The sequence below is a fragment of the Xanthomonas sp. 1678 genome, from assembly GCF_031455575.1.
Classification (GTDB): domain Bacteria; phylum Pseudomonadota; class Gammaproteobacteria; order Xanthomonadales; family Xanthomonadaceae; genus Xanthomonas_A.
In genome coordinates, this window is sequence record NZ_JAVDSZ010000011.1 from 117,578 (window position 1) to 140,246 (window position 22,669).

Sequence of the window (22,669 nt, forward strand, 5' to 3'; positions counted from 1 at the left end):
CGTCTCCGCCGCCCGGTCGCGCTCGTTCAGCCGCCGAGGCGGTTCAGCGCCTCGGCCAGTTCGTCGGCCAGCGGCGCATTCAGCAGGTACGGGGTCTTGCCGCCGTCGAGGGTGAATTCCAGCGAGGCGGCATGCAGGAACAGGCGCTTGAGCCCGATCTGCTCGCGCAGGCGCTTGTTGATCGCCTCATCGCCGTACTTGTCGTCGCCGGCGACCGCATGCCCCAGGTGCTGCGCATGCACGCGGATCTGGTGAGTGCGGCCGGTCTCGATCCGCACCTCGCAATAGGAATGCCCGCCACGCCGCTCCAGCACCCGGAAGTGGCTCAGCGATGCCTTGCCGGCCGCATTCACCTGCACATGGCGCTCGCCACCCTGGCGCAGGCCGATGTGCAACGGCGCGTCCACGCTCATCACCCCGTCGGGCATGCGCCCGACCAGCAGGGTCAGGTAGCGCTTGCTGATGCCGCGGCCCTCGACCCGGTCGTCCTCGCGCATCAGCGCCTGCATCTCGGTCAGCGCCGAGCGCTTCTTGGCCACGATCAGCAGCCCGGAGGTGTCGCGATCGAGCCGGTGCACCAGCTCCAGGGTCTGGTTCGGGCGCAGGGCGCGCAGGGTCTCGATGGCGCCGAAGCTGATCCCGCTGCCGCCATGGCTGGCGACCCCGGACGGCTTGTTCAGCGCCAGCAGCCGCGCGTCCTCATAGACGATCGCCGCCTCCAGCCGGGCCATGAACGCGTCCGGCGGGGCGGTCTTCTCGCCCTCCTCGTGCAGCTTCACCGGTGGGATGCGCACCTCGTCGCCAGCCTCCAGCTTGCGCTCGGCCTTGGTGCGGCCGCCGTTGACTCGGACCTGGCCGCTGCGCATCAGCTTGTAGATCAGGCTGCGCGGCGCGCCCTTGAGCTGGCCGAGCAGGAAATTGTCTACGCGCTGTCCAGCCCTGTCTTCCGGGACCTTGAGAATGCGCACCGCGCTGGTCGCGACATCGCGCGGCTTGGGGGGGATCGGGGGGGAAGTCATCGGGCAGTTTATTCTGTTACACTCGGGGGGCGAGATAAGGGTTTGATTTCGTTGGAAGTTAGCTAAGGGCCAGAAGCCCGGCTTGCGACGATTCCGGCACAGTGCGCGACCACCGCCCCCGGGGCGGCCATGTTAGCGGCTCACCGGCCTACCCGGCCATCGCCGGACGCCACAAGCGTCCGCGCTGAACATGCCCCGTGCGGCGCCCAGCCTGGCTGGAGTCGCCGCCGGTCCTGAACCACCTAAAAGAAAGAAGCGCTCCCGCGGCTCGCCGTGGTGTCGTAGCGCTGGAAACCCAAGCCGCCCTCCCCGCGCCTGCGCGATGGGCGGCGAAGCGTGACCAGAAGCGAAACCCCATGGCGTTCCGCGCGGTAGCAGCGCGAGGAACGCAACTAATGAAGCGAATGCTGATCAACGCCACGCAGGCGGAAGAACTGCGTGTGGCCATCGTGGACGGCCAGACCCTGTACGACATCGACATCGAGCAGCCGTCCAAGGAACAGAAGAAGTCCAACATCTACAAGGGCCGCATCACGCGACTCGAACCCTCGCTCGAAGCCGCCTTCGTCGAATACGGCGGCGAGCGCCACGGCTTCCTGCCGCTGAAGGAAATCTCCCGCGACTACTTCCAGGCCGGCGTCGACCACAACAAGGCGACGATCCGCGAACTGCTGCGCGAGGGCCAGGAAGTGGTGGTCCAGGTGGACAAGGAAGAACGCGGCAACAAGGGCGCCGCCCTGACCACGTTCATCTCGCTGGCCGGCCGCTACATGGTGCTGATGCCGAACTCGCCCAGCGCCGGCGGCGTCTCGCGCCGGATCGAGGGCGAGGACCGCGCCGCGCTGAAGGAAGCGCTGGACAAGCTGAACATTCCCGACGACATGGGCGTGATCATCCGCACCGCCGGCGTCGGCCGCGATGCCGAAGAGCTGCAGTGGGACCTGGACTACCTGCTGCAGGTCTGGAAGTCGATCGCCGAGGCCGCGCTGGCCAAGCCGGCGCCGTTCCTGATCTACCAGGAATCGCGGCTGATCATCCGCGCCCTGCGCGACTACCTGCGCGCCGATATCGGCGAGATCCTGGTCGATACCCCCGAGATGTACGGCGATGCCCAGGAGTTCATGCAGCAGGTGATGCCGCAGAGCCTGCGCAAGCTCAAGCACTACACCGACGACATCCCGCTGTTCAACCGCTTCCAGATCGAATCGCAGATCGAGGCGGCCTACGAGCGCAGCGTGCGCCTGCCCTCCGGCGGCTCGATCGTGGTCGACCAGACCGAGGCGCTGACCGCGGTGGACGTCAACTCCTCGCGCGCGACCAAGGGCAGCGACATCGAGGACACCGCGTTCCAGACCAACCTGGAGGCCGCCGAAGAGGTGGCGCGCCAGCTGCGCCTGCGCGATCTCGGCGGCCTGGTGGTCATCGACTTCATCGACATGGCTTCCAACAAGCACCAGCGCGAGGTCGAGAACCGCCTGCAGAACGCGCTCAAGTACGACCGCGCACGGGTGCAGATCGGCCGCATCTCGCGCTTCGGCCTGCTCGAGATGAGCCGCCAGCGCCTGCGTCCGTCGCTGGGCGAGTCCAGCCAGATCGTGTGCCCGCGTTGCGACGGCCATGGCCGCATGCGCAGCGTCGAGTCGATGTCGCTGTCGATCATCCGCGTCGCCGAAGAGCATGCGATGAAGGAGAACACCGGACAGGTGCTGGTGCAGGCCCCGGTGGAGATCGCCAACTACCTGCTCAACGAGAAGCGCCGCGCGCTCAGCGAGATCGAGAAGCGCCACGACGCGCCAATCGTCATCGTCGCCGACGAACAGCTGCACACCCCGCACTACGAAGTGACCCGCCTGCGCGAGAACGAGCTCGGCGAGGAAAGCGCCAAGCCCAGCTACCAGCGCAACACTCCGCGCAAGCTGCCGGTGCATGCGCTGACCAAGGCGCAGCTGAACATTCCGGCGCCGGCGGTGACCAATGTGAAGCACTCGCAGCCGGCCCCGGTGCGCGAAGTGGCCGACGTGCAGGAACCGGTCGCCGCGCCCGTGCAGGTGCAGGCCCCGGCGCCCGCCCAGGTCGCGGCCCCGGCTCCGGCCACCGGCGTGGTCGGCTGGCTGAAGCGGATCTTCGGTGCCGGCGAAAGCCCAGCCCCGGCGCCGACCGCCAGCGAACCGGCGCAGCGCCAGCGCGCCCATGACGGCAACCGCAACCGCAACGACCGCGGCGACCGCAATGCGCGTCGCGACGGCAGCCGCGGCGGCCAGGGCGGCAATGCCGCGCGCGGCAACGGCGGCAACGTGCGCCGCGACGAGCGCCGTCCGGGCAATGGCGGTGGCAACGCGCAGGGCAGCCAGCAGAACCTCGCGTCCAAGCCGCCGCGCAACGAGCAGGCGCCGCAGCAGGCCAAGCCGCAGCAGCAGAACCCGCAGCAGCAGCCCAAGGCGCCGAAGCAGCAGCAGCCGCAGAACCCGCCGCGCCAGCCCAAGCCGCAGCAGGACCCGGCACAGGCCGCGCTGCAGGGCGACAGGCCGCCGCGCCAGCCGCGCCAGGACGAGGCCGCAGCCAAGCCCGCCACCGCACCGGCCGCCGTTGCGCAGGACGCCACCACGATCGCGGCAGCCGCCGTGGCCGGCGGTGCCGCCGCGCTCAGCAACGATGCGCCGACCAGCGAGGTCACCACCACCGCGCCGGCACCGGTCGCGCAGCAGGACGTGGTCCAGGCGAACATCGATGAACGCGAGAGCGCCGCGGAAACCGCACAGGCCGTGCCGGCTGGCGAGAGCGGCGATGCCGACGACGCCAACGGCGAGGCCGGCGGCCGCCGCCGTCGTGGCCGTCGTGGCGGCCGTCGCCGCCGTCGCGGTAACGGCGAAGCCGGCAGCGGCAGCGAGGGCGCAGCGTTCGACGACAACGACAACGAACTGGATGCCGGCGACAGCGACAGCGACGGCGAAACCGCGCCGGCGCCGAGCCGCAGCCAGCCGGAGTTCGACTTCGACGACGACGCCGCCCCGGCCGAAGCCGCCGAGGCCAAGCCGCAGCAGGCGCCGCGCGCGCCGCGGGAAAAGCGCGAGCCGCGTCCGCCGCGGCACGAGCAGGCCGCTAACGCCCCGGCGCCGGTCGTCGCAGCTGCAACCGCGGTGCCGCAGGCCGAGGGCAATACCGCGCCGACGCAGCAGGCCGCACCGGTAGTTGCAACCGCAGCGCCCCAGACCGAGGACGACACCGCGCAGGTGCAGGTCGCGCCAGTCGCAGCGATCGCAACTCCGCCCTCCGTTGCCGAGACCGCAGCGGTCGACGCAGCATCGGTCGGCACCGCGCAGGCAGAAACGGTGCCGCCGACAGCGGCAGCACCGCTGCCGCCCGTCCGCGAAGCGCTAGCGGCGCGTTCCGAGGCAGTGCCTGCCGCGGAGCCTGCTCCGTCGATCGTCACCGAGTCGGCCGCTTCCGAAGCGGCACCGCCGGAGACCATCGAGGACGCGCTGCAGCCGACACCTGCGCCGATCGTCGAGCAGCCCGTCCCGGTCGCCACGACGCAAAGCGCCGCCGGAACGGAAACCGTTGCAGCGTCGGCCGCGCCGGTCGAGCAACCGGCAACGGCGGCTACCGAGCCGCGGCAGGACGCCGCGCCGGCAGCGCAGCCGCTCGCCGAGGAAGAACCCAGCAAGCCGGCCTACATGCCGGTGCAGACCACGCTGCTGGACGTCTTCCCCGAGGAGCCCGCCGCGCCCGTCGAACCGACGACCCCGGCGCCCGCGCCGATCGCCGCAACCCCGCAGTCGAACGCCGCCGAAAGCAGCCATGTCGGCAGCGCAGAGCCGGCGCCTGCCGATACGGCCGGCAGCGGCCTGTTCGACGCACCGCCCGCCCCTCCGGCGGATGCGCCGGTCGCGGTCGCCCAGCACCAGCCGCCGCGCCCCAAGAGCGACGACAGCGAGGGCGGCGACGACAAGGAGCACAAGGAACGCGCCAGCTGATCGGCGCCGTTCTTCGCAACAGAAAAAAGCGGCCTTCGGGCCGCTTTTTTTTGCCTGTCGTCCGCGCGCCTTGCAGCTATTACGCAAGACGATGCGAATGTGGTTCGGGCACGATGACCCAGGGCTCGACCTCATACAGCCGGACGACAAATAGCGCGCCTGCCATCTCGCCGCACAATACCCGACACCCAATTCAGCCAAAGATCCCAATCCCGCTCCCTGTAGGAGCGACTTCAGTCGCGACAGACGCCATCCGCACGCTGCCTTGCAGGCAATCAACCCGGAACCGGCTCTTGCGTGTGGGAGCGACTTCAGTCGCGACGGCCTTATGCATAACGCAAAGCGCGGCCGAAAAATCGAGACTGCACGATCTTGAACAGGTAGCGCCCTCGTCCAGTCGATCCAAGGGATACGATCACAATGGCACCGCCAAGCCGCGCCGGACGCATATGGCGCGGCACAAAAAAAGCGACCGGTCGGGTCGCTTTATTTTTGTGCATGACGCAAGCGCGCCGGCTACGGCTACAACGGATGCGCCGGATCCAGCAATCCGTACTGCGTCGCCAGCCGCGCCAGCGCGATGTTGTCGTGGATGCCGACCTTCTCGAACAGCCGCGCCTTGTGCGTGTTGACCGTCTTGGCGCTGAGGCTCAAGCGCTTGGCGATGTCTTCCTGGCGCAGCCCGCGGGTCAGCAGCAGCGCGACTTCCAGTTCGCGCGGGGACAAGGCGTCGAACGGCGAACCGCCGCCCTCCAGGTTCGCCAGCGCCAGGTTCTGCGCGATGTTGGCACCGAGATAGCGCTTGCCCATCGCCACGTCGCGCACCGCGCGCAACAGTTCCTGCGCGTCGCCGGCCTTGCCCACATAGCCGGACGCGCCGGCCTCGAGCAGGCGCTTGGGCAACGGACCATCCTCCAGCACCGAAACGATGATGACCTTGGTGCCGTGATCGCCCTTGACGATGCGCTCGGTCACTTCCAGTCCGCTGACCCCGGGCATGTGCAGATCGCACAGCACGATGTCGGGCTTCAGCTGACGGATCTGCGGCATCGCGGCCTCGCCGCTCTCGGCCTCGCCGACGATTTCGATATCTGTTTGATTCGAAAGGATCAGCTTCATCCCGGTACGGACAAGAGCGTGATCGTCGACCAGAAAAACCCTGATGGCCATCTCGTATAACCCCAACGCAGCGAACGCCACGCGATCAGACTAGCGGCGTGAATTGTTCAGGGCAACAAGAATCTGTAGACAAATCATCCAGATTTCACACCACGCTAAGTAAGCAGCAGGGCGCTGTCATCATGGCGAAAAAAACACCACGCCGAGCTTACTCAAGGCTCGGCACGCAGGGCGAGTGACCAGCCTGTTCGCTCCTCTAGGAAAGCGCGGCGGTACCTGCGTCAGGCAGGTGCAGTATCGCGACCTGCCGGCGACAACGTTATCAGGACAAAGCCTGATGTCGGGTCAGATTTCCCTGACCTCGCGCGATCCGAAATCCGAGTTTCAATGCATCACTTGTACGCCGTACCGAAGCGTAATTTTCTGACGCTCCACAACGACCACATTTCAGGCGCGCATGGCGCATGCATCCAGCGCAATCGCACATGCGAAGAACGCGCTCGGCGCTTGTCGAAGAAACAGGTCGAAACCGAATGGCGGAGAGAGTGGGATTCGAACCCACGGAAGGTTTGACCCTTCGCCGGTTTTCAAGACCGGTGCCTTAAACCGCTCGGCCATCTCTCCGATTGCAACCAGACCGCCTCACGCTGGACGAACGCAGACAGGATAGTGCCCTGCTCTTTCGGCCAATACGTCATCGCGCAACGTGGCCGCACCATCGCCAGGCATCGCGATGGTGCGCGCCAGCGTGCGGCCGCGCATTTTCGCACGGCCGCGCGGGTTTTGCTCAGCCGGCTTCGACCGCCATCGCGCCCAGGGTCGAATGCTTGACCTTGATCCGCTCCGGGCAGCCGCTGCAATCCAGGCGCGAAGCCTCGATCTGCCGCGGCAGGTGTTCGGCGAGGAAGTCGATGAACACGCGCACCGCCGGCAACAGGCCGCGGCGCGAGGCGAACACGGCGTGGCAGATGCCCTGCGGCAGCGACCATTCCGGCAGCACCACTTCCAGCTCGCCGTTGCGCACGGCGTCGGCGCAGACGGTTTCCGGCAGCAGGGTGATGCCGAAGCCGTCCTTGACCATCGACTGCAGCAGCGGGAAATCGAAGCCGGCCACGCGCGGTTGCAGGTCGACGCGGCGCACTTCGCCGGCCGGTCCGTGCAGTTCCCAGCGCTGCCGCGCCTCGTCCTCGCTGATGCTCAAGGTGACGTGCGAGGCCAGTTCTTCCGGATCCTTGGGACGACCGGCGCGGTCCAGATATTTGGGGCTGGCCACCAGCAGTTCCTGCACCTGGCCGAAGCTGCGCATCACCAGACTGCCGTCGTCGTCCAGGCGCGAGCGCACGCGCAGTGCGACGTCGTAGCCCTCGTTGATGATGTCCACGCGGCGGTTGCTGATGTTCAACTGCAACCGCACTTTCGGGTACTGGTCGAGGAACATCGGCAGCAGCTTGGGCAGCTGCATCTGCGCCAGCGACACCGGCACGCTGACCCGCACCAGGCCGCGCGGCTCGGCGCTGAGCCGGTCCACCACCTCGCGCGCGGCCTGCGCTTCGGCCAGCATCGTCTGCGCGTGGCGATGCACGCTCATGCCCAGGTCGGTGACGGCGAAGCGGCGTGTGGAACGCTGCAGCAGGCGCACGCCCAGGTCGGTTTCCAGCTGGCTGATGCGGCGGCTCAGGCGCGACTTGGGGATGCCCAGGGCACGCTCGGCCGCGGCGAAACCGCCGTGGTCGACCACCATCGCGAAGTAGTACAGGTCGTTGAGATCGTGCATGTTCTTTCGATATTTAGAACGATGAATGAAATCGCATTGGGTTCATTCTACTCCCACAACGATCCTGGCTGTGCAATCGGGCTCTTGTCGTATTGCCCGCCCTACCCGCAGCTTGGGTGGACAAGAGCGCGGCGAGTGCCCGAGTCGCTCTACACCCGTGTTCGACATCGGCCGGCGGGATCTACCTGAGCTGATGGTGCGCGACTCTCCGCACTGGTCGTGCCTTGCTGGCTGGAACGGCTGGCCTGGAAGAGATGAGATCGAAGTGATTCAAGCACCAGGCGGCAGCGGCGTCTTGGTCGACGGTGCGCCAATGCGATCGGATATATCCGGCTGACCGCGGAGTCCGCGCTGCGCTTGGTATGCCCGGAGCTGCCGGACAGCGGCCATGGTTCTGGACACCCGGCAGAGGCTTTTCAGATGGTGCATTGTGGGAGCGGGTGCAGGCGGCGGGTGTCTCAGTAGAGCCCGTCGCGACTGAAGTCGCTCCCACAAAAGGCGAATCCGGGCCGAATGCGCCGGAGCGATCGAACCGGTGGTCTGCCACCAATTCTGCGAAGCCGCCCCCGCTGCGTTTGCGCAGTCGAGGCCTGAGGCTCAACCGATGCGGTCGAGGCCGCCCATGTACGGGCGCAGTGCGTCGGGCACGCTGATCGAACCGTCGGCGTTCTGGTAGTTCTCCATCACCGCGATCATCGCGCGGCCGACCGCGGTGCCGGAGCCGTTGAGCGTGTGCAGCAGTTCCGGCTTGCCGGTAGCGGGATTGCGCCAGCGCGCCTGCATGCGCCGCGCCTGGAAGTCGCCGCAGTTGGAGCACGAGGAGATCTCGCGGTAGGTCTGCTGCGACGGCAGCCAGACTTCCAGGTCGTAGGTCTTGGTCGCGGCGAACCCCATGTCGCCGGTGCACAGCAGCACCTTGCGGTACGGCAGCCCCAGCGTCTCCAGCACCACCTCGGCGCAGCGGGTCATGCGCTCATGCTCGGCGGCGCTGTCCTCGGGACGGCAGATGCTGACCAACTCCACCTTCTCGAACTGGTGCTGGCGGATCATGCCGCGGGTGTCGCGGCCGCCGCTGCCGGCCTCGGAGCGGAAGCACAGCGAATGCGCGGTCATGCGCAGCGGCAGGCGCTCGCCCTCGACGATCTCGTCGCGGACCAGGTTGGTCAGCGAGATTTCCGAGGTGGAGATCAGGTAGCGCTTCTGCTCGCCGAGCTGGGTGGCGAACATGTCCTCTTCGAACTTGGGCAACTGCCCGGTGCCGTACAGGCTGTCGGCGTTGACGATCACCGGCACGTTGGTTTCCTGGTAGTCGTGCGGACCGGTATGCAGGTCGAGCATGAATTGCGCCAGCGCGCGGTGCAGGCGCGCGATCGGCCCGCGCAGCACGGTGAAGCGCGCGCCGGACAGCTTGGCCGCGGTCTCGCCGTCCAGCCAGGCATGCCGCGCGCCCAGTTCCACATGATCCTTGACCTCGAAATCGAAGGCGCGCGGCGTGCCCCAGCGCTGCACTTCGACGTTGTCGGCCTCGTCCTTGCCGGCCGGCACGTCGGCCTGCGGCAGGTTGGGAATCTCCAGCGCCAGCGTTTCCAGCTGCGCGCGGATCTCGTCCAGGCGTTGCTCGGAGGCCTTCAGTTCGTCGCCGAATCCGGCCACTTCGGCCATCAGCGCGGCCACGTCCTCGCCCTTGGCCTTGGCCTGGCCGATCGCCTTGGAGCGGCTGTTGCGCAGGCTCTGCAGTTCCTGGGTGCGCACCTGGATGCGCTTGCGGTCGGCCTCCAGGGCTTCCAGGGCGGCCACGTCCAGCGCGTAGCCGCGACTGGTGCGCAGGCGCTCGGCGAGGTCGGCGGGCTGTTGGCGGAGCAGGACGGGATCGAGCATGGGCGCGGCACGTGGATGGATCGGAGCCGCGCATTATCGCCTGTCGGCCGCGCTTTTGCCGAAACGGCGAGGCCGCCGCCGGCCACGCGCAGGCGCTGCGCGACCGATTAACCGCGGCTATGCCAGAATCCAGCGGTTCCCTACGGTGAGTCCCATGTCCACGTCGCCTCCCTCCTCCAACACCGGCATCGTGCTGCGCCTGCCGCGGCGCCTCCTGCTGATCGTCGGCATCGCGTTCTGCGCCGGGCTGCTGCTGTTCCTGGCGGTGTGGCTGGCCGGGCGCAAGGACAACGACTTCTACAAGCCGCAACCGGCACAGGTGCAGCAGGACACGGCGGAGATCAAGCCGCTGCCCGAGCCGCTGCCCGCCGGCAGCGGCGCCAGCGACATGCCGCAGGCCAAGCCGGCCGCTGCGGAGGACACGCCGAAGCTGGTCGAGACCGCACCGCCTGCCCCGCCCCCCGCCGATGCGATGGCACCGGTGCCCGGTGGCGCCGAAGGCGCAGGTGCGGGGACGAACGCCACCGCGCTGGCACCCGGCGATCGTCCGGTGCCGCTGGAAGGGCAACCGCCGCCGCGTTATCCGTCGGCAGCCTTGCGCCGCGGCGACAGCGGCACGGTGGTGGTGCGGGTCGAGGTGGACGCCAGCGGCAACCCCGGTGGCGTGGCCCTGGTCAAGCGCAGCGGCTCGCGCGAACTGGACCGTGCGGCGATGGAGGCCGTGCGCCGCTGGCGCTTCCGTCCGGCGCAACAGAAGGGCCAGGCGGTGGCCGGCAGCCTCGAGATTCCGTTCGATTTCAAACCGGCTCAGTAAGCTGAACCACGCTTGCGGCGCGCGCCCCGCATTCACGGGCGGCTGACACACGCCGAACCGGATCGAGGCAAGACTGGTCGCGTCCTAAAGACGCAGGAGCACGACCATGTCCAGACCGCACGATACCCAGGAGCTGTACGCGCGGAAAAACCATGCCGAGGCACGTTCGCATGCCCATCGCGGATCGCCGTGGGCATGGATTCTTGTCGTCGCGCTGGTGGTGGCGGCCGGCGGCTGGTGGCTGAGCCGCGATCGCGCAAACGACGTCCCCTCCAATGCACCGGCTCCGGCGACGCCCGCCAACGATCCGCCGCGCGCGCCGTAGCGGCGCGCCCGCCAGCTTCGCCGCGACGCGGCGATCGATTCACGCACCGCGCGGCCTGCGCCCTGCGGGCCGCGGTCGTCCCTCAACCGGCAGCGACCAACCCGAATCCCGCGTCGCGCGCCAGCGTGTCGAAGCCTGGGAACGAGGTCGCGACGTTGGCCACGTCGTTGATCCGCACCTGCCCATCGGCCAGCTGGCCGGCGATCGCGAACGCCATCGCGATGCGATGGTCGCCGTGGCTTTCGATCACCCCGCCGCCCAGCGCGCCACCATGGATCGTGGCGCCGTCGGGCGTCTCGTCGACGACGATGCCCAGGCTGCGCAGGCCCGTGGCCATCGCCGCCAAGCGATCGGATTCCTTGACCCGCAGTTCGGCGGCGCCGGTGACCACAGTGCGGCCCTGCGCCGCGGCGGCGGCGACGAACAGCGCCGGGAACTCGTCGATCATGTCCGGCACCACTGCCTCGGGAATCTGCGCCCCGCGCAGCGGCGCGTAGCGCACCCGCAGATCGGCCACCGGCTCGCCGCCATGTTCGCTGTGGTTGTGCTCGACGATGTCCGCGCCCATCAGCCGCAGCGCGGCGAGCAGACCGGTGCGCCGCGGATTGAGGCCGACCGCCTTGAGGGTGATCTCCGAGCCAGGAATGATGCTGGCCGCGACGATGAAGAACGCCGCCGAAGAGAAATCGGCCGGTACCGCGATATCGGTGGCACGCAGGCGCTGACCGCCGCGCAGCCGCGCCTGGCCTGGCGCGAAGTCGATCTCCACGCCGAACGCGGACAGCATGCGCTCGGTGTAGTCGCGGGTCGGATGCGGTTCCTGCACCGTAGTGACGCCATCGGCGTACAGCCCGGCCAACAGCACCGCCGACTTGACCTGGGCGCTGGCCACCGGCGAGACGAAATCGATCCCGTGCAGCGGTTGCCCGCCGTGGATGCGCAGCGGCGGCACGCCGTTGGCGTCGGTCTCGATCCGCGCGCCCATCAGCGCCAGCGGCTCGGTCACCCGGCGCATCGGCCGCTTGGACAGCGACGCGTCGCCGACCAGCACGCTGTCGAACGGCTGCGCCGCCAGCAGCCCGGCCAGCAGCCGCATGCCGGTCCCGGCATTGCCGCAATCCAGTTCGCCCTGCGGCGCCTGCAAGCCATCGACCCCGACGCCATGCACGATCCGCTGCGACGGCGACGGCGTTTCGATCCTGACCCCGAGCCTGGCGAAGATCGCCGCGGTCGAACGCGTGTCCTCGCCCTCCAGGAACCCATCGATCCGCGACACCCCATCGGCCAGCGCAGCGAACATCACCGCCCGATGCGACACCGACTTGTCGCCCGGCACATTCAACGTCCCCTGCAAAGCAGAGCCCTTCGTCGCGATCCAGTACTGCTCGTTGCTCATCACCGTTCCTGAGATATCCGTCACCACCCGCAAGCGGGCCCCGCTGTCGCTCTTGCCATCGCCGTCAATCTTGCCGTTGCCGTTGCTCTTGATCTTGCTGTTGATCTTGCCGTTGCTGTTGCATGCGCTCTTCAGGGGCCCCCATTGAGGGTCGGCGAGCGACCTGGGAAAAACCCCGCAGGGGCGACGCGCAGGATGCGCGTCGTTTTTCGCTGGCACATGGATGTGCCATCGAAAAATCCCAGGTTGCTCGCGGACCCCGCGCGCAGCGCGGGGCGACCCGACTGGGGCGGCCTTTCTTTTGCTTACTTTTCTTTGGCCGTTCAAAGAAAAGTAAGTCGCGCAACGCGCGAAAGCCTTTGCCTTTGCATCTGCTGTTGCTATTGCTGTTGCATCAGCGGTCGCAGTTACACAGCAAGATCAAGGCACCGCCACCGGATAAGACCCCAACACCTTGATCTGCGCCGAATGCGCCTTCAACTCCGCCAACGCCTGCTTCATCGCCTCGTCCTCCACATGTCCGGCCAGATCGATGAAGAACCCATACTCCCACTTCGCCTGATGCGAAGGCCGCGACTCGATCCGGTTCATGCTGATCCCATGCCGCGCGAACGGACTGAGCACATCGAACAACGCACCCGGCTTGTCGTGGATGAACACCAGCACCGACGTCCGATCGTGCCCCGACGGCGGGAAAATCTGCCGCCCGATCACCAGAAAGCGCGTCGTGTTGTCGTCGTCGTCCTCGATCGACTTCATGATCACCTTCTTCAGCGCATACACATGCGCCGCGCTCTCCCCGCCGATCGCCGCCGCATCCTCCGCATTGCGCGCGCGCCGCGCGCCCTCCGCATTGCTCGATACCGGGATCTTCTCCACCTTCGGCAGATGCGCGCGCAACCAGCCCGCGGTCTGCGCGAACGACTGCGGATGCGCATAGATCCGCTCGATCGCATCGAGCCGGCCGGTGCGCGACAGCAGATACTGGTGCACGCGCAGCTCGGTCTCGCCGCAGATCTTCAGGTTCGAGGTCAGGAACATGTCCAGGGTCACCTGGATCGTGCCTTGCCCGGAGTTCTCCACCGGCACCACGCCGAAATCGGCGTTGCCGCTTTCCACTTCCTGGAACACCTCCTCGATCGTCGCCATCGGCAGGCCTACCGCCGAGCGGCCGAAGTGCTTGAGCACGGCCTGCTGGCTGAAGGTGCCTTCCGGGCCGAGATAGCCGATCTTCAGCGGCTCCTGCTGCGCCAGGCAGGCGGACATGATCTCGCGGAACACGTGCACCAGCACCTCGTCGCTGAGCGGACCTTGGTTGCGGTCCACCACCATCCGCAGCACCTGCGCCTCGCGCTCGGGGCGGTAATAGTCCACCGCCGCGGCGAGCTTGCCCTTGGCCTTGCCGACCTGGTGCGCGAACTGCGCGCGCTCGGCGATCAATGCCTGGATGGTGCGGTCGATCTGGTCGATCTTGGCGCGCACGTCGGACAGCGCCGGCGTGGCCACCGCGGGCTTGGCGGCGCCGCTGGATTTCGGCTTGGCCGGCTTGGTCGGCTGCGCATCTGCGGCGGGGGATTTCTTCGGCTTTGCGGCCATGGATCGTGGTTCCTCGATGTTCCGGAGCCTGTGAAGCATCCGGTCGCGGCTGAAGCCGCTCCTACATGGGGGGATGGCTCAGCCGTTGCGTTGCTGGAAGTCGCGCATGAACGCGACCAGCGCCTGCGCGCCGGCCACCGGCATCGCGTTGTACAGCGAGGCGCGGATGCCGCCGACCGCCTTGTGGCCCTTCAGCGCCAGCAGTCCGGCCGCCTTGGACTCGGCGACGAAGCGCGCGGTGAGGGTGTCGTCCGGCAGGAAGAACGGGATGTTCATCCGCGAGCGCGCATCGGCCATCACCTCATTGCGATAGAAGCCGCCGGAGCCGTCGATCGCCGCGTACACCAGCGCCGACTTGGCCTGGTTGCGGCGCGCGAACTCCTCCACCCCGCCCTCGGCCAGCATCCACTTGAACACCAGCCCGGCCAGGTACCAGTTCCAGGTCGGCGGCGTGTTTAGCATCGAATCGCGCGCGGCGTGCGAGCGGTAGTCGAAGATGTCCGCGCGCGGCTGGCCGCTGCGCTGCAACAGGTCCTTGCGGATGATGACCACCGCCACCCCGACCGGCCCCAGGTTCTTCTGCGCGCCGGCGTAGATCACCGCGTACCTGGACACGTCGATCGGCTCGGCGGCGATGCTGGAACTGAAGTCGGCGAACAGCGGCACCTCGCCCACGTCCGGCGCGTCGCGGAACTCGACGCCGTGGATGGTCTCGTTGGCGGTGATGTGCACGTAGGCGGCATCGGCGTTGAGCTGCCAGCTGGCGCGCGGCGGGATGTCATGGAAGCCGCCGGCTTCGCTGCTGGCGGCGATGTGCACGTTGGCGTATGGGGCGACCTGCTTGATCGCGGTCTTGCCCCAGTGCCCGGTCACCACATAGTCCACGGTCTGTCCGGGCGCGGCGAAATTCAGCGCCAGCAGCGCCTGCTGGGTGGTGGCGCCGCCGGACAGGAACAGCACGGCATAGTCGTCGGAAATGCCGATCAGGCGCCGCAGGTCGGCTTCGGCTTCGGCGGCCACCGCCATGAATTCGGCGCCGCGGTGGCTCAACTCCACGATCGAGGCGCCCACGCCGTTCCACTCCAACATCTCCGCCTGCGCCTGGCGCAGGACCGATTCCGGCAATGCAGCGGGGCCGGCACTGAAATTGAACGCGCGCGTCATGGGACACCTATCGGACAAGACGCCTAGTATGCCGCAGTGCACCAGCTTGCGGCCCGGGCAATTTAGGTTGCATTTGCATCCATTCCGCCGGCGCAAGCGTAGTCTGTTATCGAAGCCGTCAGCCGTCGCCCGCCCCCCAGGAGTCAGCCATGTCATTGCGCGATGCACTCAACATTCCCAGCCGCGAGATCACCGACGAGGCGGTCTACCGCGACCGGCGGCGCCTGCTGCAGGCCCTGGCGCTGTTGCCGACGATCGGCCTGGCCGGCTGCGCCGACGCCGAACCGCCGGCCCCGCCGAAGACCGTGGTGACCCCGGAACAGGCACGCAGCGGCTTCCGCACCAGCGAAGAACTGACCCGCTACGAGGACGTCACCAGCTACAACAATTTCTACGAGTTCGGCACCGACAAGACCGATCCGTCGAAGGCGGCCAAGACCCTGCGCACCGCGCCGTGGTCGGTGAAGGTGTCCGGCGAATGCGACAAGCCTGGCACGCTGGCGCTGGACGACCTGCTCAAGGGCAACACGCCGGAGGAGCGCATCTACCGGCTGCGCTGCGTGGAGGGCTGGTCGATGGTGATCCCGTGGCTGGGGGTACCGCTGGCTGCGGTGCTCAAACGCTTCGCCCCGACCTCCAAGGCCAAGTACGTCGCCTTCACCACGCTGGCCGACCCGCAGCAGATGCCCGGCATCCGCTATCGCTCGATCGACTGGCCGTACAAGGAAGGCCTGCGCATCGACGAGGCGATGAACCCGCTGACCCTGCTCGCCACCGGCCTGTACGGCAAGCCGCTGCCGCAGCAGAACGGCGCGCCGCTGCGGCTGGTGGTGCCGTGGAAGTACGGCTTCAAGAGCATCAAGTCGATCGTCGAGATCCGCTTCGTCGAGCGCATGCCGGAAACCGCCTGGCACGAATTGCAGGCCTCCGAGTACGGCTTCTTCTCCAACGTCAATCCGGCGGTGGACCATCCGCGCTGGAGCCAGAAGACCGAGCGGCGCATCGCCGGCAAGGCCAGCAAGCTGTTCGCCGAACGCATCCCGACCCGCCCGTTCAATGGCTATGGGGAGCAGGTGGCGGGGATGTATGCGGGGATGGATCTGAAGAAATGGTATTGAGCCGGGATTGGGGATTCGGGATTCGGGATTCGGAGCGCGCGGCCGCTATGCGGCCTTCCAACTCGCGTCCGATCTGCCTCGCCACCGCCGACCTACCGAGACCGCATGGCTAAGACATCCGCTTCGTTGATCGCGGCCAAGACGCTGGTGCATGCGCTCGCGCTGGCGCCGTTGGCCTACCTGGGTTGGCAGTTCTGGCAGGTGTGGCAGGCCGGCAGCGATGCGCTGGGCGCCGATCCGGTGGCCGAGATCGAGCACCGCACCGGGCTGTGGGCGCTGCGCCTGTTGCTGCTGACCCTGGCGATCACGCCGTTGCGGCAGGTGACCGGGCAGTCGGTGCTGCTGCGCTTCCGGCGCATGCTCGGGCTGTACGCGTTCTTCTATGCCTGCGTGCACCTGGGCGTGTACCTGGGCCTGGATCTGCGCGGCTACTGGGCGCAGATCTTCGAGGAGATCGTCAAGCGCCCCTACATCACCGTCGGCTTCACCGCCTGGCTGCTGCTGATCCCGCTGGCGATCACCTCCACCCAGGGCTGGATGCGCCGGCTCAAGCGCAACTGGGGCAAGCTGCACAAGGCGATCTACGCGATCGGCGTGCTGGCGGTGCTGCACTTCTGGTGGCTGGTGAAGTCGGACATCCGCGAACCGCTGCTGTACGCGGCGATCCTGGCGTTGCTGCTGGGCTGGCGGGTCTGGCGGGCGCTCAGCGCGCGCCGAACCACAGCAGCCCGCTGAGCGCGGCCGCCAGCAGCAGGGCACTGAGCAGCAGCCACGGCCAGCGCAACGCGGTGGCCGCGCGCGGCGCGGCTTCGGGCGCGGCGGCGGACGCGGCGCTCGCCGGATCGTGCTTCAGCGGCTCGCCGACCGCGGCCTGCGGCACTTCCAGCACGAAGCGGTGTTGCGCGTCGAACACCAATTGGTCGCCCGGCTGCAGCCAGCAATCGCGTACCGCATTGCCGTTGACCTGGGTCTGCGCATCGCCGAGCCCGCGCAGCAGCACGCGCTCGCCATGCCGCTCCAGGCGCGCGTGGCGCTCGGCGAAGGCCGGATCGTCGATGCAGATGTCGCAGTCGCGCAGGCGGCCGATGCTGCGCACCCGGTCCAGGGTGTAGCTGCGGCCATGGTGCTGGCCGCCGACGCCGCGCAGCACCAGCCGCGGGTCGTCGCTCTCGCCTTCCGCCACGTCGGGCAGCCGCTGCAACGGCTCGCAGACGCCCTGCACCACCATTTCCACGCCATCGGCATAGACCGCATCGCCGGCGCGCAACAGCGCCATGCGCCGCACCGGACGTCCGTTCACATGGATGCCGCGGGCGCCGTTGGCCACCTGCAGCCACAGCCCGCGCCGGTCCAGGCAGAACTGCGCCAGCAGCAGCGCGCCCTGGGTGTCGTCGACCACGCGCACATGCCCGGACGCCTGCCGCACGATGCGGTGCACGCCCGCGCGCAGGGGCCGGTCGGGTTGCTGGCGGTTGCTGAAATGGACTTGCAGGTCGGGCACGGCGGGGAGCCTAGCAGGTTGCCCGCGCTTGAAGAAGCGCGCCGCACCTGGACAACACTCCGCGCATACGCACAATGCCTGATCGTTTACGCGGGCCGCATGCCCGCACAGGAGCCAGCATGTCCAGCATCGACATCCGCCACGACCACGACAAGACCCCCGCGCAGGCGCGCAAGGCGATCGAAACCGCCGCCAAGAAGCTGTCCGAACGTTTCGACCTGGAATCGCGCTGGGACGGCGATGCCCTGCTGTTCTCGCGCTCCGGCGTGGACGGGCGCATCGAGCTGCTGCCCAAGCAGGTGCACGTCACCGCCGAACTGGGCTTCCTGCTGTCGGCGCTGAAGGGCACGGTGGAAAGCGAGATCCGCCGCGTGCTGGTGGAAAAGCTGGGCTGAGCAGCAATAGCCCCTCTCCCACCGGGAGAGGGGTTGGGGTGAGGGTACGGCGCGAAGCGTCTCGCTGATTTGGGAGCACGTGGCTACGCCCGTACCCTCATCCGCCCCTGCGGGGCACCTTCTCCCGGTGGGAGAAGGAACGGCCGCTAGCCCCTCTCCCACCGGGAGAGGGGTTGGGGTGAGGGTACGGCGCGAAAGCGTCTCGCTGAGTTGGGAGCACGTGGCTTCGCCCGTACCCTCATCCGCCCCTGCGGGGCACCTTCTCCCAAGGGGAGAAGGAACAGCGCTAGCCCCTCTCCCACCGGGAGAGGGGTTGGGGTGAGGGTACGGCGCGAAAGCGTCTCGCCGAGTTTGAGTGCACGAGGCTGCGCCCGTACCCTCATCCGCCCCTGCGGGGCACCTTCTCCCAAGGGGAGAAGGACGGCGCAACTCAGTCGAAAGCGAACGGCTGCGGGTGCCCTGCGAACAGGCGCCGCGATACCTCGCGCTCGGTGCCCTCGATGTCGCCGATGAAGCCTTCGGCATCGCCGAGCTTGGAGAACGCGTCGAAGCCGCGCTCCAGGAATCCCTGCAGCTCCGACAGGCCCGCCGCCTTGGCCGGGCCGCGCGCGAAGCGCAGCAGCATGCGCACGCCTGGGGTGTGCACCGCGTTGGCCAGACCCAGGCCGACGCTGGCGATCAGGTCGATCTGGTGCAGGCGCAGGCGACGCAGGCCGGTCTGTTGGTACGCCTCGGCGTAGAGCGCATCGTCCAGGCGCTTGCGGCGCGGCGCCAGCGCCTGCAGCGCCTCGGCCATGCGCAGGTCCAGCGCGTGGGTCAGCACGCCCAGCTCGATGCCGTCGGCGACCGTGTCCAGCAGCGTGGCCGGCATCAGCCGCTGCATCATCGGCAGCACCTTGACGATGTCGGCGTCGCGACGGCTGAAATCGCGGTCGCCATAGACATCGGTGAGGAAGAACATCGCCGCCGGGCGCCGCTGCGGGTCTTCCAGGAAGTGCTCGAAACTGCGCTCCAGCCGCTGCGACTGCCAGCGCCGCAGTTCCTGCAGCCAGCGCAGCGCATTGCGCGGCTCGTGTGCCGGATCGTGCACGGCCTGGTGCCACGCCAAGCGGCGACCGAGTCGTTCGAGGACGGGATTGCTGCGCGCCATGGGCGCCGATGATGGTGGCAGCCGCGCGCGACCGCAAGCATCATGCCGCTCGGCTACACTCCAGCCAACGCCTCTTGCGGACCGCGCATGCTTTCCCTCCACAGCGCCTCGCCACGCCCTCGTTCCCATGGCCGCATCGGCCTGGCCATCGCCGGCGGCGGCCCGATCGGCGGCATGTACGGACTCGGCGCGCTGCGCGCGCTGGACGATGCCCTGGACGGGCTCGATCTGACCCGGCTGGACTGCTACGTCGGGGTCAGTTCCGGCGCGTTCCTGACCGCCGGGCTGGCCAATCGCATCAGCAGCGCCGAGATCTGCCGGATCTTCGTCACCGGCAACAGCGACGATGCGCATTTCCGGCCCGAGGATTTCCTGCGTCCCAACGTCTACGAATACCTGCGCCGCGCCGCGACCCTGCCCAAGCTCGCCTACGGCTGGTGGCACGACCTGCTGACCGAGCCGCGCAAGACCCGCTGGTCGGACCTGATCACCCGCTTCGGCGGCCTGGTGCCGAGCGGGCTGTTCGACAACGCCGGGGTCGAGCGCTTCATGCAGGACGTGTTCAGCCGGCGCGGCCGCAGCAACGATTTCCGCACGCTGGACGCGGACCTGTTCGTGGTCGCGGTGGACCTGGACAGCGGCCGCACCGTGCGCTTCGGCGAGCCGGGCCTGGACCAGGTACCGATCTCGCTGGCGGTGCAGGCCAGCGCCGCGCTGCCGGGGCTGTACCCGCCGGTGGAGATCGGCGGCCACCACTACGTCGACGGCGCGCTGCGGCGCACGATGCACGCCTCCACGCTGCTGGAGCGCGGCATCGACCTGATGATCGGGATCAACCCGCTGGTGCCCTACGACGCCACCCACGCGCCGCGCCGCAACGGCCAGATCGACCGCGCGCGCCTGCTCAGCGGCGGTCTGCCGGCGGTGCTGTCGCAGACCTTCCGCACCCTGCTGCAATCGCGCATGCAGGTCGGCCTGGAGAAGTACGCGCGGCAATACCCGCGGGTGGACCAGTTGGTGTTCGAGCCCAATGCCGACAACAGCGAACTGTTCTTCACCAATCTGTTCAGCTATGCCGCGCGCCATCGCGTCTGCCAGCTGGCCTACCGCAACACCTTGGCCGACCTGCGCCGCAACGCCGAAGTGCTGGAGCCGATGCTGGCCGCGCACGGCATCGCCCTGCGCCACCAGATCCTCAACGATCGCCACCGCACCTTCACCGATGGCGTGGACGTGCAGCCGCGGCGCATGACCGAGACCACCGCGCGCCTGCGCCGCGCGCTCGACGACGTCGACCAGGTCATCGCCAAGCGCCGCGCCACCCGCCGCACGCGGCGCCCATCGCCGCCCGCCGACTGACACGTCGCGACGCTGGTGTGATTACTCTAACCAACGTCGTGAGTCTCGAACCCAGCCACCCAACTGCCGAAGGAACCGCACCGCCATGGCCACCCTGAAGAAGTCCGCACGCAAGAAGAAGACTGCCGCCAGCGACGAGGGCCTGCAGGCGCAGGCGGAAAAGCTGTCCAAGCGCCTGGGCGAATCGGCGCAGCAGGTGTGGTTGGCCGGCGTCGGCGCGTTCGGCCGCGCCCAGGCCGAAGGCGGCAAGCTGTTCGAGACCCTGGTGAAGGAAGGCCTGACCCTGGAACAGAGCACGCGCAAGCTGGCCGGCGGCGGCGTGGAGGCGGTGCGCGATGTCGTGGAGAACCGGGTCGGCCAGGCGCGCGAACGCGCCGCCGATACCTGGGACCGGCTGGAAAAGGTGTTCGAGGACCGGGTGCAGCGCGCATTGCGTCGGCTGGAAGTGCCCAGCCGCGAAGACCTCGGCACGCTGGTCGAGCGCGTCGACGCCCTGAACGCCGAACTGCGCAACCTCGGCGGCGGTCGCAGCGCACGCAAGGCCCAGACCAAGGCGCCAGCGGCCAAGAAAGCGGCGAAGACCGCCGCACCCAAGCCCCGTGCGGCCAAGCAACCGGCACCGGCACGGCGCCGCGCCGGTCCGGTCGTCGCCAGCGCCGCCCCCGCGCCGAAACGCGCCAACCGCAAGCGCGCGGCGGCACCTGCAACGTCCGAATGACGTTTTGTTGCAAAGCAGCAGGTTTTTTCCGACAATCGGAACGGGCCCGCCAGTCCACCTGAAGACCGTTTGCTCCCCTCCCCTCACGGCTTCGGACTGGCGGGTCTTCTCCTGTCCGCCGTTCCCCGCTGTCGCCTTGCCGGCGCCGTGACACGCTGGCGATAAACTGGCGTCATCGAATAGCGTTACGCGGGTACGAGCATGGTTTCCTGGATAGTGGCAACGGTCTTGGCAGTCGGAGCATGGCTCGCTGCCACGCTCTACCTGTGGCTGGTCCGCCGCCGCGAGAACGAGACCACCGCCGGACTGCACGCCCTGGCCGGACTGCATTGGCGCGACTTTTCGCGCATGGTGCGCCGCGCGATGCGCGAGCAACGCGACCTGCACGACGCGGTCGACGAAGATGCGGCGCTGGAACCGCAAAGCGATTTCGTGATGACCCGCGGCGACGCGCGCTGGCTGCTGTCGTGCAAGCACGGCCGCGCCTACCGGATCGGCTCGGCCGCGGTCAACGAACTGGGCGCGGCGGCGCGGCTGATGGGCGCGCAGGGCGGCATCCTGGTCACCGAGGGCAAGGTGCAGCGCGACGGCATCGCCGCCGCCGACAAGCAGTCGGTGGAGATCCTCGACGGCCGCCGCATCTGGCCGATGCTCAAGCGCTACCTGCCCAGCGAACTGGAGGACGGCGTGATCGGCGCTTCCCGCCGGCGCGCGCAGCGGCATACCGCCATCGCCGCGCTGGCCGCGCTGACCCTGGGCCTGCTGGTCGGACTGGGCGGGCTGGCGCTGCAGCAGCGCAACGCCGATGCCGCGTCCAGCGCCGCCCTGCCCGCGCCTGGCACCACCCCGGCTCCTACCGCTCCTGCAGCGCCCGCGCCTGCTGCGGCCACGCCCGCCGCGCCCAAGCCGACACCGGTCGCCGCGCCAGGCGCTGCGCCGGTCGCCGCCGCAACACACCCCAGCTCAGCGGCCGAGGCCGCGCCGTCGGCCGCAGAACCCGACGCCGCCACCGAAGCCGGCCATCGCCGGGCGGTTTCCAAGGCCATGGCCAGGACACCCGGGGTGATCCGCGGCATCTGGCAGACCCAGATGACGCTGGTGATCGACCGCAGCGGCGACGACGCACAGGTGCTGCCGCTGATCTGCAAGGAAGTGGAACGCTATCCCGCGCTGCGCACCGTGCGCATCCAACTCAATCCGCGTCCCGGCCACGACGAGCCGGTCCGCTGGCGGCAATGTAGAACGTTCTGAGCCGAGATTCGGGATTGGGCATTCCGGATTGGTAAAAGCGGATTCGCCGCGCCGGATGCAGACAGCGGGACGATGAATTCGCAGGCGCCACGCTCTTGCGAATCCCCGATCCCGACGC

The 22,669-nt window shown here is 68.4% G+C and carries 18 protein-coding genes and 1 tRNA gene; 9 read left to right on the top strand and 10 right to left on the bottom strand.

Going from position 1 to position 22,669, the window contains the following annotated elements; genetic code table 11:
* Positions 1 to 26: 26 nt before the first annotated feature.
* Positions 27 to 1,019 carry an RluA family pseudouridine synthase gene (locus tag J2Y70_RS18150; RefSeq protein WP_309920666.1) on the bottom strand — a complete coding sequence of 331 codons (993 nt, stop codon included), beginning with the start codon at positions 1,017 to 1,019 and terminating at the stop codon, positions 27 to 29.
* Positions 1,020 to 1,414: 395 nt separating this feature from the next.
* On the opposite strand from J2Y70_RS18150, the gene rne reads away from it, so the two are divergent.
* Positions 1,415 to 4,993 (top strand): ribonuclease E, encoded by a 3,579-nt coding sequence (gene rne, locus J2Y70_RS18155; protein ID WP_309920668.1) that lies wholly within the window; start codon positions 1,415 to 1,417, stop codon positions 4,991 to 4,993.
* Positions 4,994 to 5,515: 522 nt separating this feature from the next.
* Here rne and J2Y70_RS18160 read toward each other — a convergent pair.
* The 4 genes from J2Y70_RS18160 to serS form a co-directional block, all read right to left on the bottom strand.
* Positions 5,516 to 6,163 carry a response regulator gene (locus tag J2Y70_RS18160; RefSeq protein WP_145706360.1) on the bottom strand — a complete coding sequence of 216 codons (648 nt, stop codon included), beginning with the start codon at positions 6,161 to 6,163 and terminating at the stop codon, positions 5,516 to 5,518.
* 483 nt (positions 6,164 to 6,646) lie between these two features.
* A tRNA-Ser gene (locus J2Y70_RS18165) sits at positions 6,647 to 6,736 on the bottom strand.
* Positions 6,737 to 6,899: 163 nt separating this feature from the next.
* Complete coding sequence (locus tag J2Y70_RS18170) at positions 6,900 to 7,886, bottom strand: LysR family transcriptional regulator (RefSeq protein WP_179564979.1); 987 nt, start codon at positions 7,884 to 7,886, stop codon at positions 6,900 to 6,902.
* A 597-nt stretch (positions 7,887 to 8,483) separates the two neighbouring features.
* Positions 8,484 to 9,764, bottom strand: a complete 1,281-nt coding sequence (gene serS, locus J2Y70_RS18175) for a serine--tRNA ligase (RefSeq protein ID WP_309920675.1) — start codon at positions 9,762 to 9,764, stop codon at positions 8,484 to 8,486.
* A 154-nt stretch (positions 9,765 to 9,918) separates the two neighbouring features.
* Between serS and J2Y70_RS18180 the strand changes: the two genes are divergently transcribed.
* Complete coding sequence (locus J2Y70_RS18180) at positions 9,919 to 10,578, top strand: energy transducer TonB (RefSeq protein ID WP_263394686.1); 660 nt, start codon at positions 9,919 to 9,921, stop codon at positions 10,576 to 10,578.
* Between the two features lie 106 nt (positions 10,579 to 10,684).
* On the top strand, positions 10,685 to 10,903 hold the full coding sequence (locus J2Y70_RS18185; protein ID WP_263394687.1) for a hypothetical protein: 219 nt from the start codon (positions 10,685 to 10,687) through the stop codon (positions 10,901 to 10,903).
* An 82-nt stretch (positions 10,904 to 10,985) separates the two neighbouring features.
* Here the strand turns inward: J2Y70_RS18185 and aroA are convergent, their stop codons facing one another.
* From aroA to serC, 3 genes are all read right to left on the bottom strand, one after another.
* Positions 10,986 to 12,299, bottom strand: coding sequence for a 3-phosphoshikimate 1-carboxyvinyltransferase (gene aroA, locus J2Y70_RS18190; RefSeq protein WP_309920680.1), 1,314 nt, complete (start codon positions 12,297 to 12,299; stop codon positions 10,986 to 10,988).
* A gap of 420 nt (positions 12,300 to 12,719) precedes the next feature.
* The gene (pheA, locus tag J2Y70_RS18195; RefSeq protein ID WP_309920683.1) at positions 12,720 to 13,895 is read right to left on the bottom strand and encodes a prephenate dehydratase; all 1,176 of its coding nucleotides are present in this window, start codon (positions 13,893 to 13,895) and stop codon (positions 12,720 to 12,722) included.
* Positions 13,896 to 13,973: 78 nt separating this feature from the next.
* Complete coding sequence (serC, locus tag J2Y70_RS18200; protein WP_309920686.1) at positions 13,974 to 15,059, bottom strand: 3-phosphoserine/phosphohydroxythreonine transaminase; 1,086 nt, start codon at positions 15,057 to 15,059, stop codon at positions 13,974 to 13,976.
* Between the two features lie 149 nt (positions 15,060 to 15,208).
* Here serC and msrP point away from each other — a divergent pair, with 149 nt between their 5' ends.
* Both msrP and msrQ read left to right on the top strand, forming a co-directional pair.
* A complete protein-coding gene (gene msrP, locus J2Y70_RS18205) occupies positions 15,209 to 16,177 on the top strand; it encodes a protein-methionine-sulfoxide reductase catalytic subunit MsrP (RefSeq protein WP_309920689.1) in 969 nt (322 codons plus the stop codon).
* Between the two features lie 105 nt (positions 16,178 to 16,282).
* Positions 16,283 to 16,912 (top strand): protein-methionine-sulfoxide reductase heme-binding subunit MsrQ, encoded by a 630-nt coding sequence (gene msrQ, locus J2Y70_RS18210; protein WP_309920692.1) that lies wholly within the window; start codon positions 16,283 to 16,285, stop codon positions 16,910 to 16,912.
* Here msrQ and J2Y70_RS18215 read toward each other — a convergent pair.
* Positions 16,881 to 17,678: an FHA domain-containing protein gene (locus J2Y70_RS18215; RefSeq protein ID WP_309920695.1), complete on the bottom strand. Its 798-nt coding sequence runs from the start codon at positions 17,676 to 17,678 to the stop codon at positions 16,881 to 16,883. The genes msrQ and J2Y70_RS18215 overlap by 32 nt on opposite strands.
* Before the next feature lie 119 nt (positions 17,679 to 17,797).
* On the opposite strand from J2Y70_RS18215, the gene J2Y70_RS18220 reads away from it, so the two are divergent.
* Positions 17,798 to 18,073 (top strand): polyhydroxyalkanoic acid system family protein, encoded by a 276-nt coding sequence (locus J2Y70_RS18220; protein ID WP_309920697.1) that lies wholly within the window; start codon positions 17,798 to 17,800, stop codon positions 18,071 to 18,073.
* A gap of 430 nt (positions 18,074 to 18,503) precedes the next feature.
* Here the strand turns inward: J2Y70_RS18220 and J2Y70_RS18225 are convergent, their stop codons facing one another.
* Positions 18,504 to 19,223 carry a hypothetical protein gene (locus J2Y70_RS18225; RefSeq protein ID WP_309920700.1) on the bottom strand — a complete coding sequence of 240 codons (720 nt, stop codon included), beginning with the start codon at positions 19,221 to 19,223 and terminating at the stop codon, positions 18,504 to 18,506.
* An 87-nt stretch (positions 19,224 to 19,310) separates the two neighbouring features.
* Here J2Y70_RS18225 and J2Y70_RS18230 point away from each other — a divergent pair, with 87 nt between their 5' ends.
* The 3 genes from J2Y70_RS18230 (at position 19,311) to J2Y70_RS18240 (ending at position 22,551) form a co-directional block, all read left to right on the top strand.
* A complete protein-coding gene (locus tag J2Y70_RS18230; protein WP_263394695.1) occupies positions 19,311 to 20,582 on the top strand; it encodes a patatin-like phospholipase family protein in 1,272 nt (423 codons plus the stop codon).
* 85 nt (positions 20,583 to 20,667) lie between these two features.
* Positions 20,668 to 21,300, top strand: coding sequence for a phasin family protein (locus J2Y70_RS18235; protein WP_309920703.1), 633 nt, complete (start codon positions 20,668 to 20,670; stop codon positions 21,298 to 21,300).
* A gap of 201 nt (positions 21,301 to 21,501) precedes the next feature.
* Positions 21,502 to 22,551: a restriction endonuclease gene (locus J2Y70_RS18240; RefSeq protein WP_309920706.1), complete on the top strand. Its 1,050-nt coding sequence runs from the start codon at positions 21,502 to 21,504 to the stop codon at positions 22,549 to 22,551.
* Positions 22,552 to 22,669: the final 118 nt, after the last annotated feature.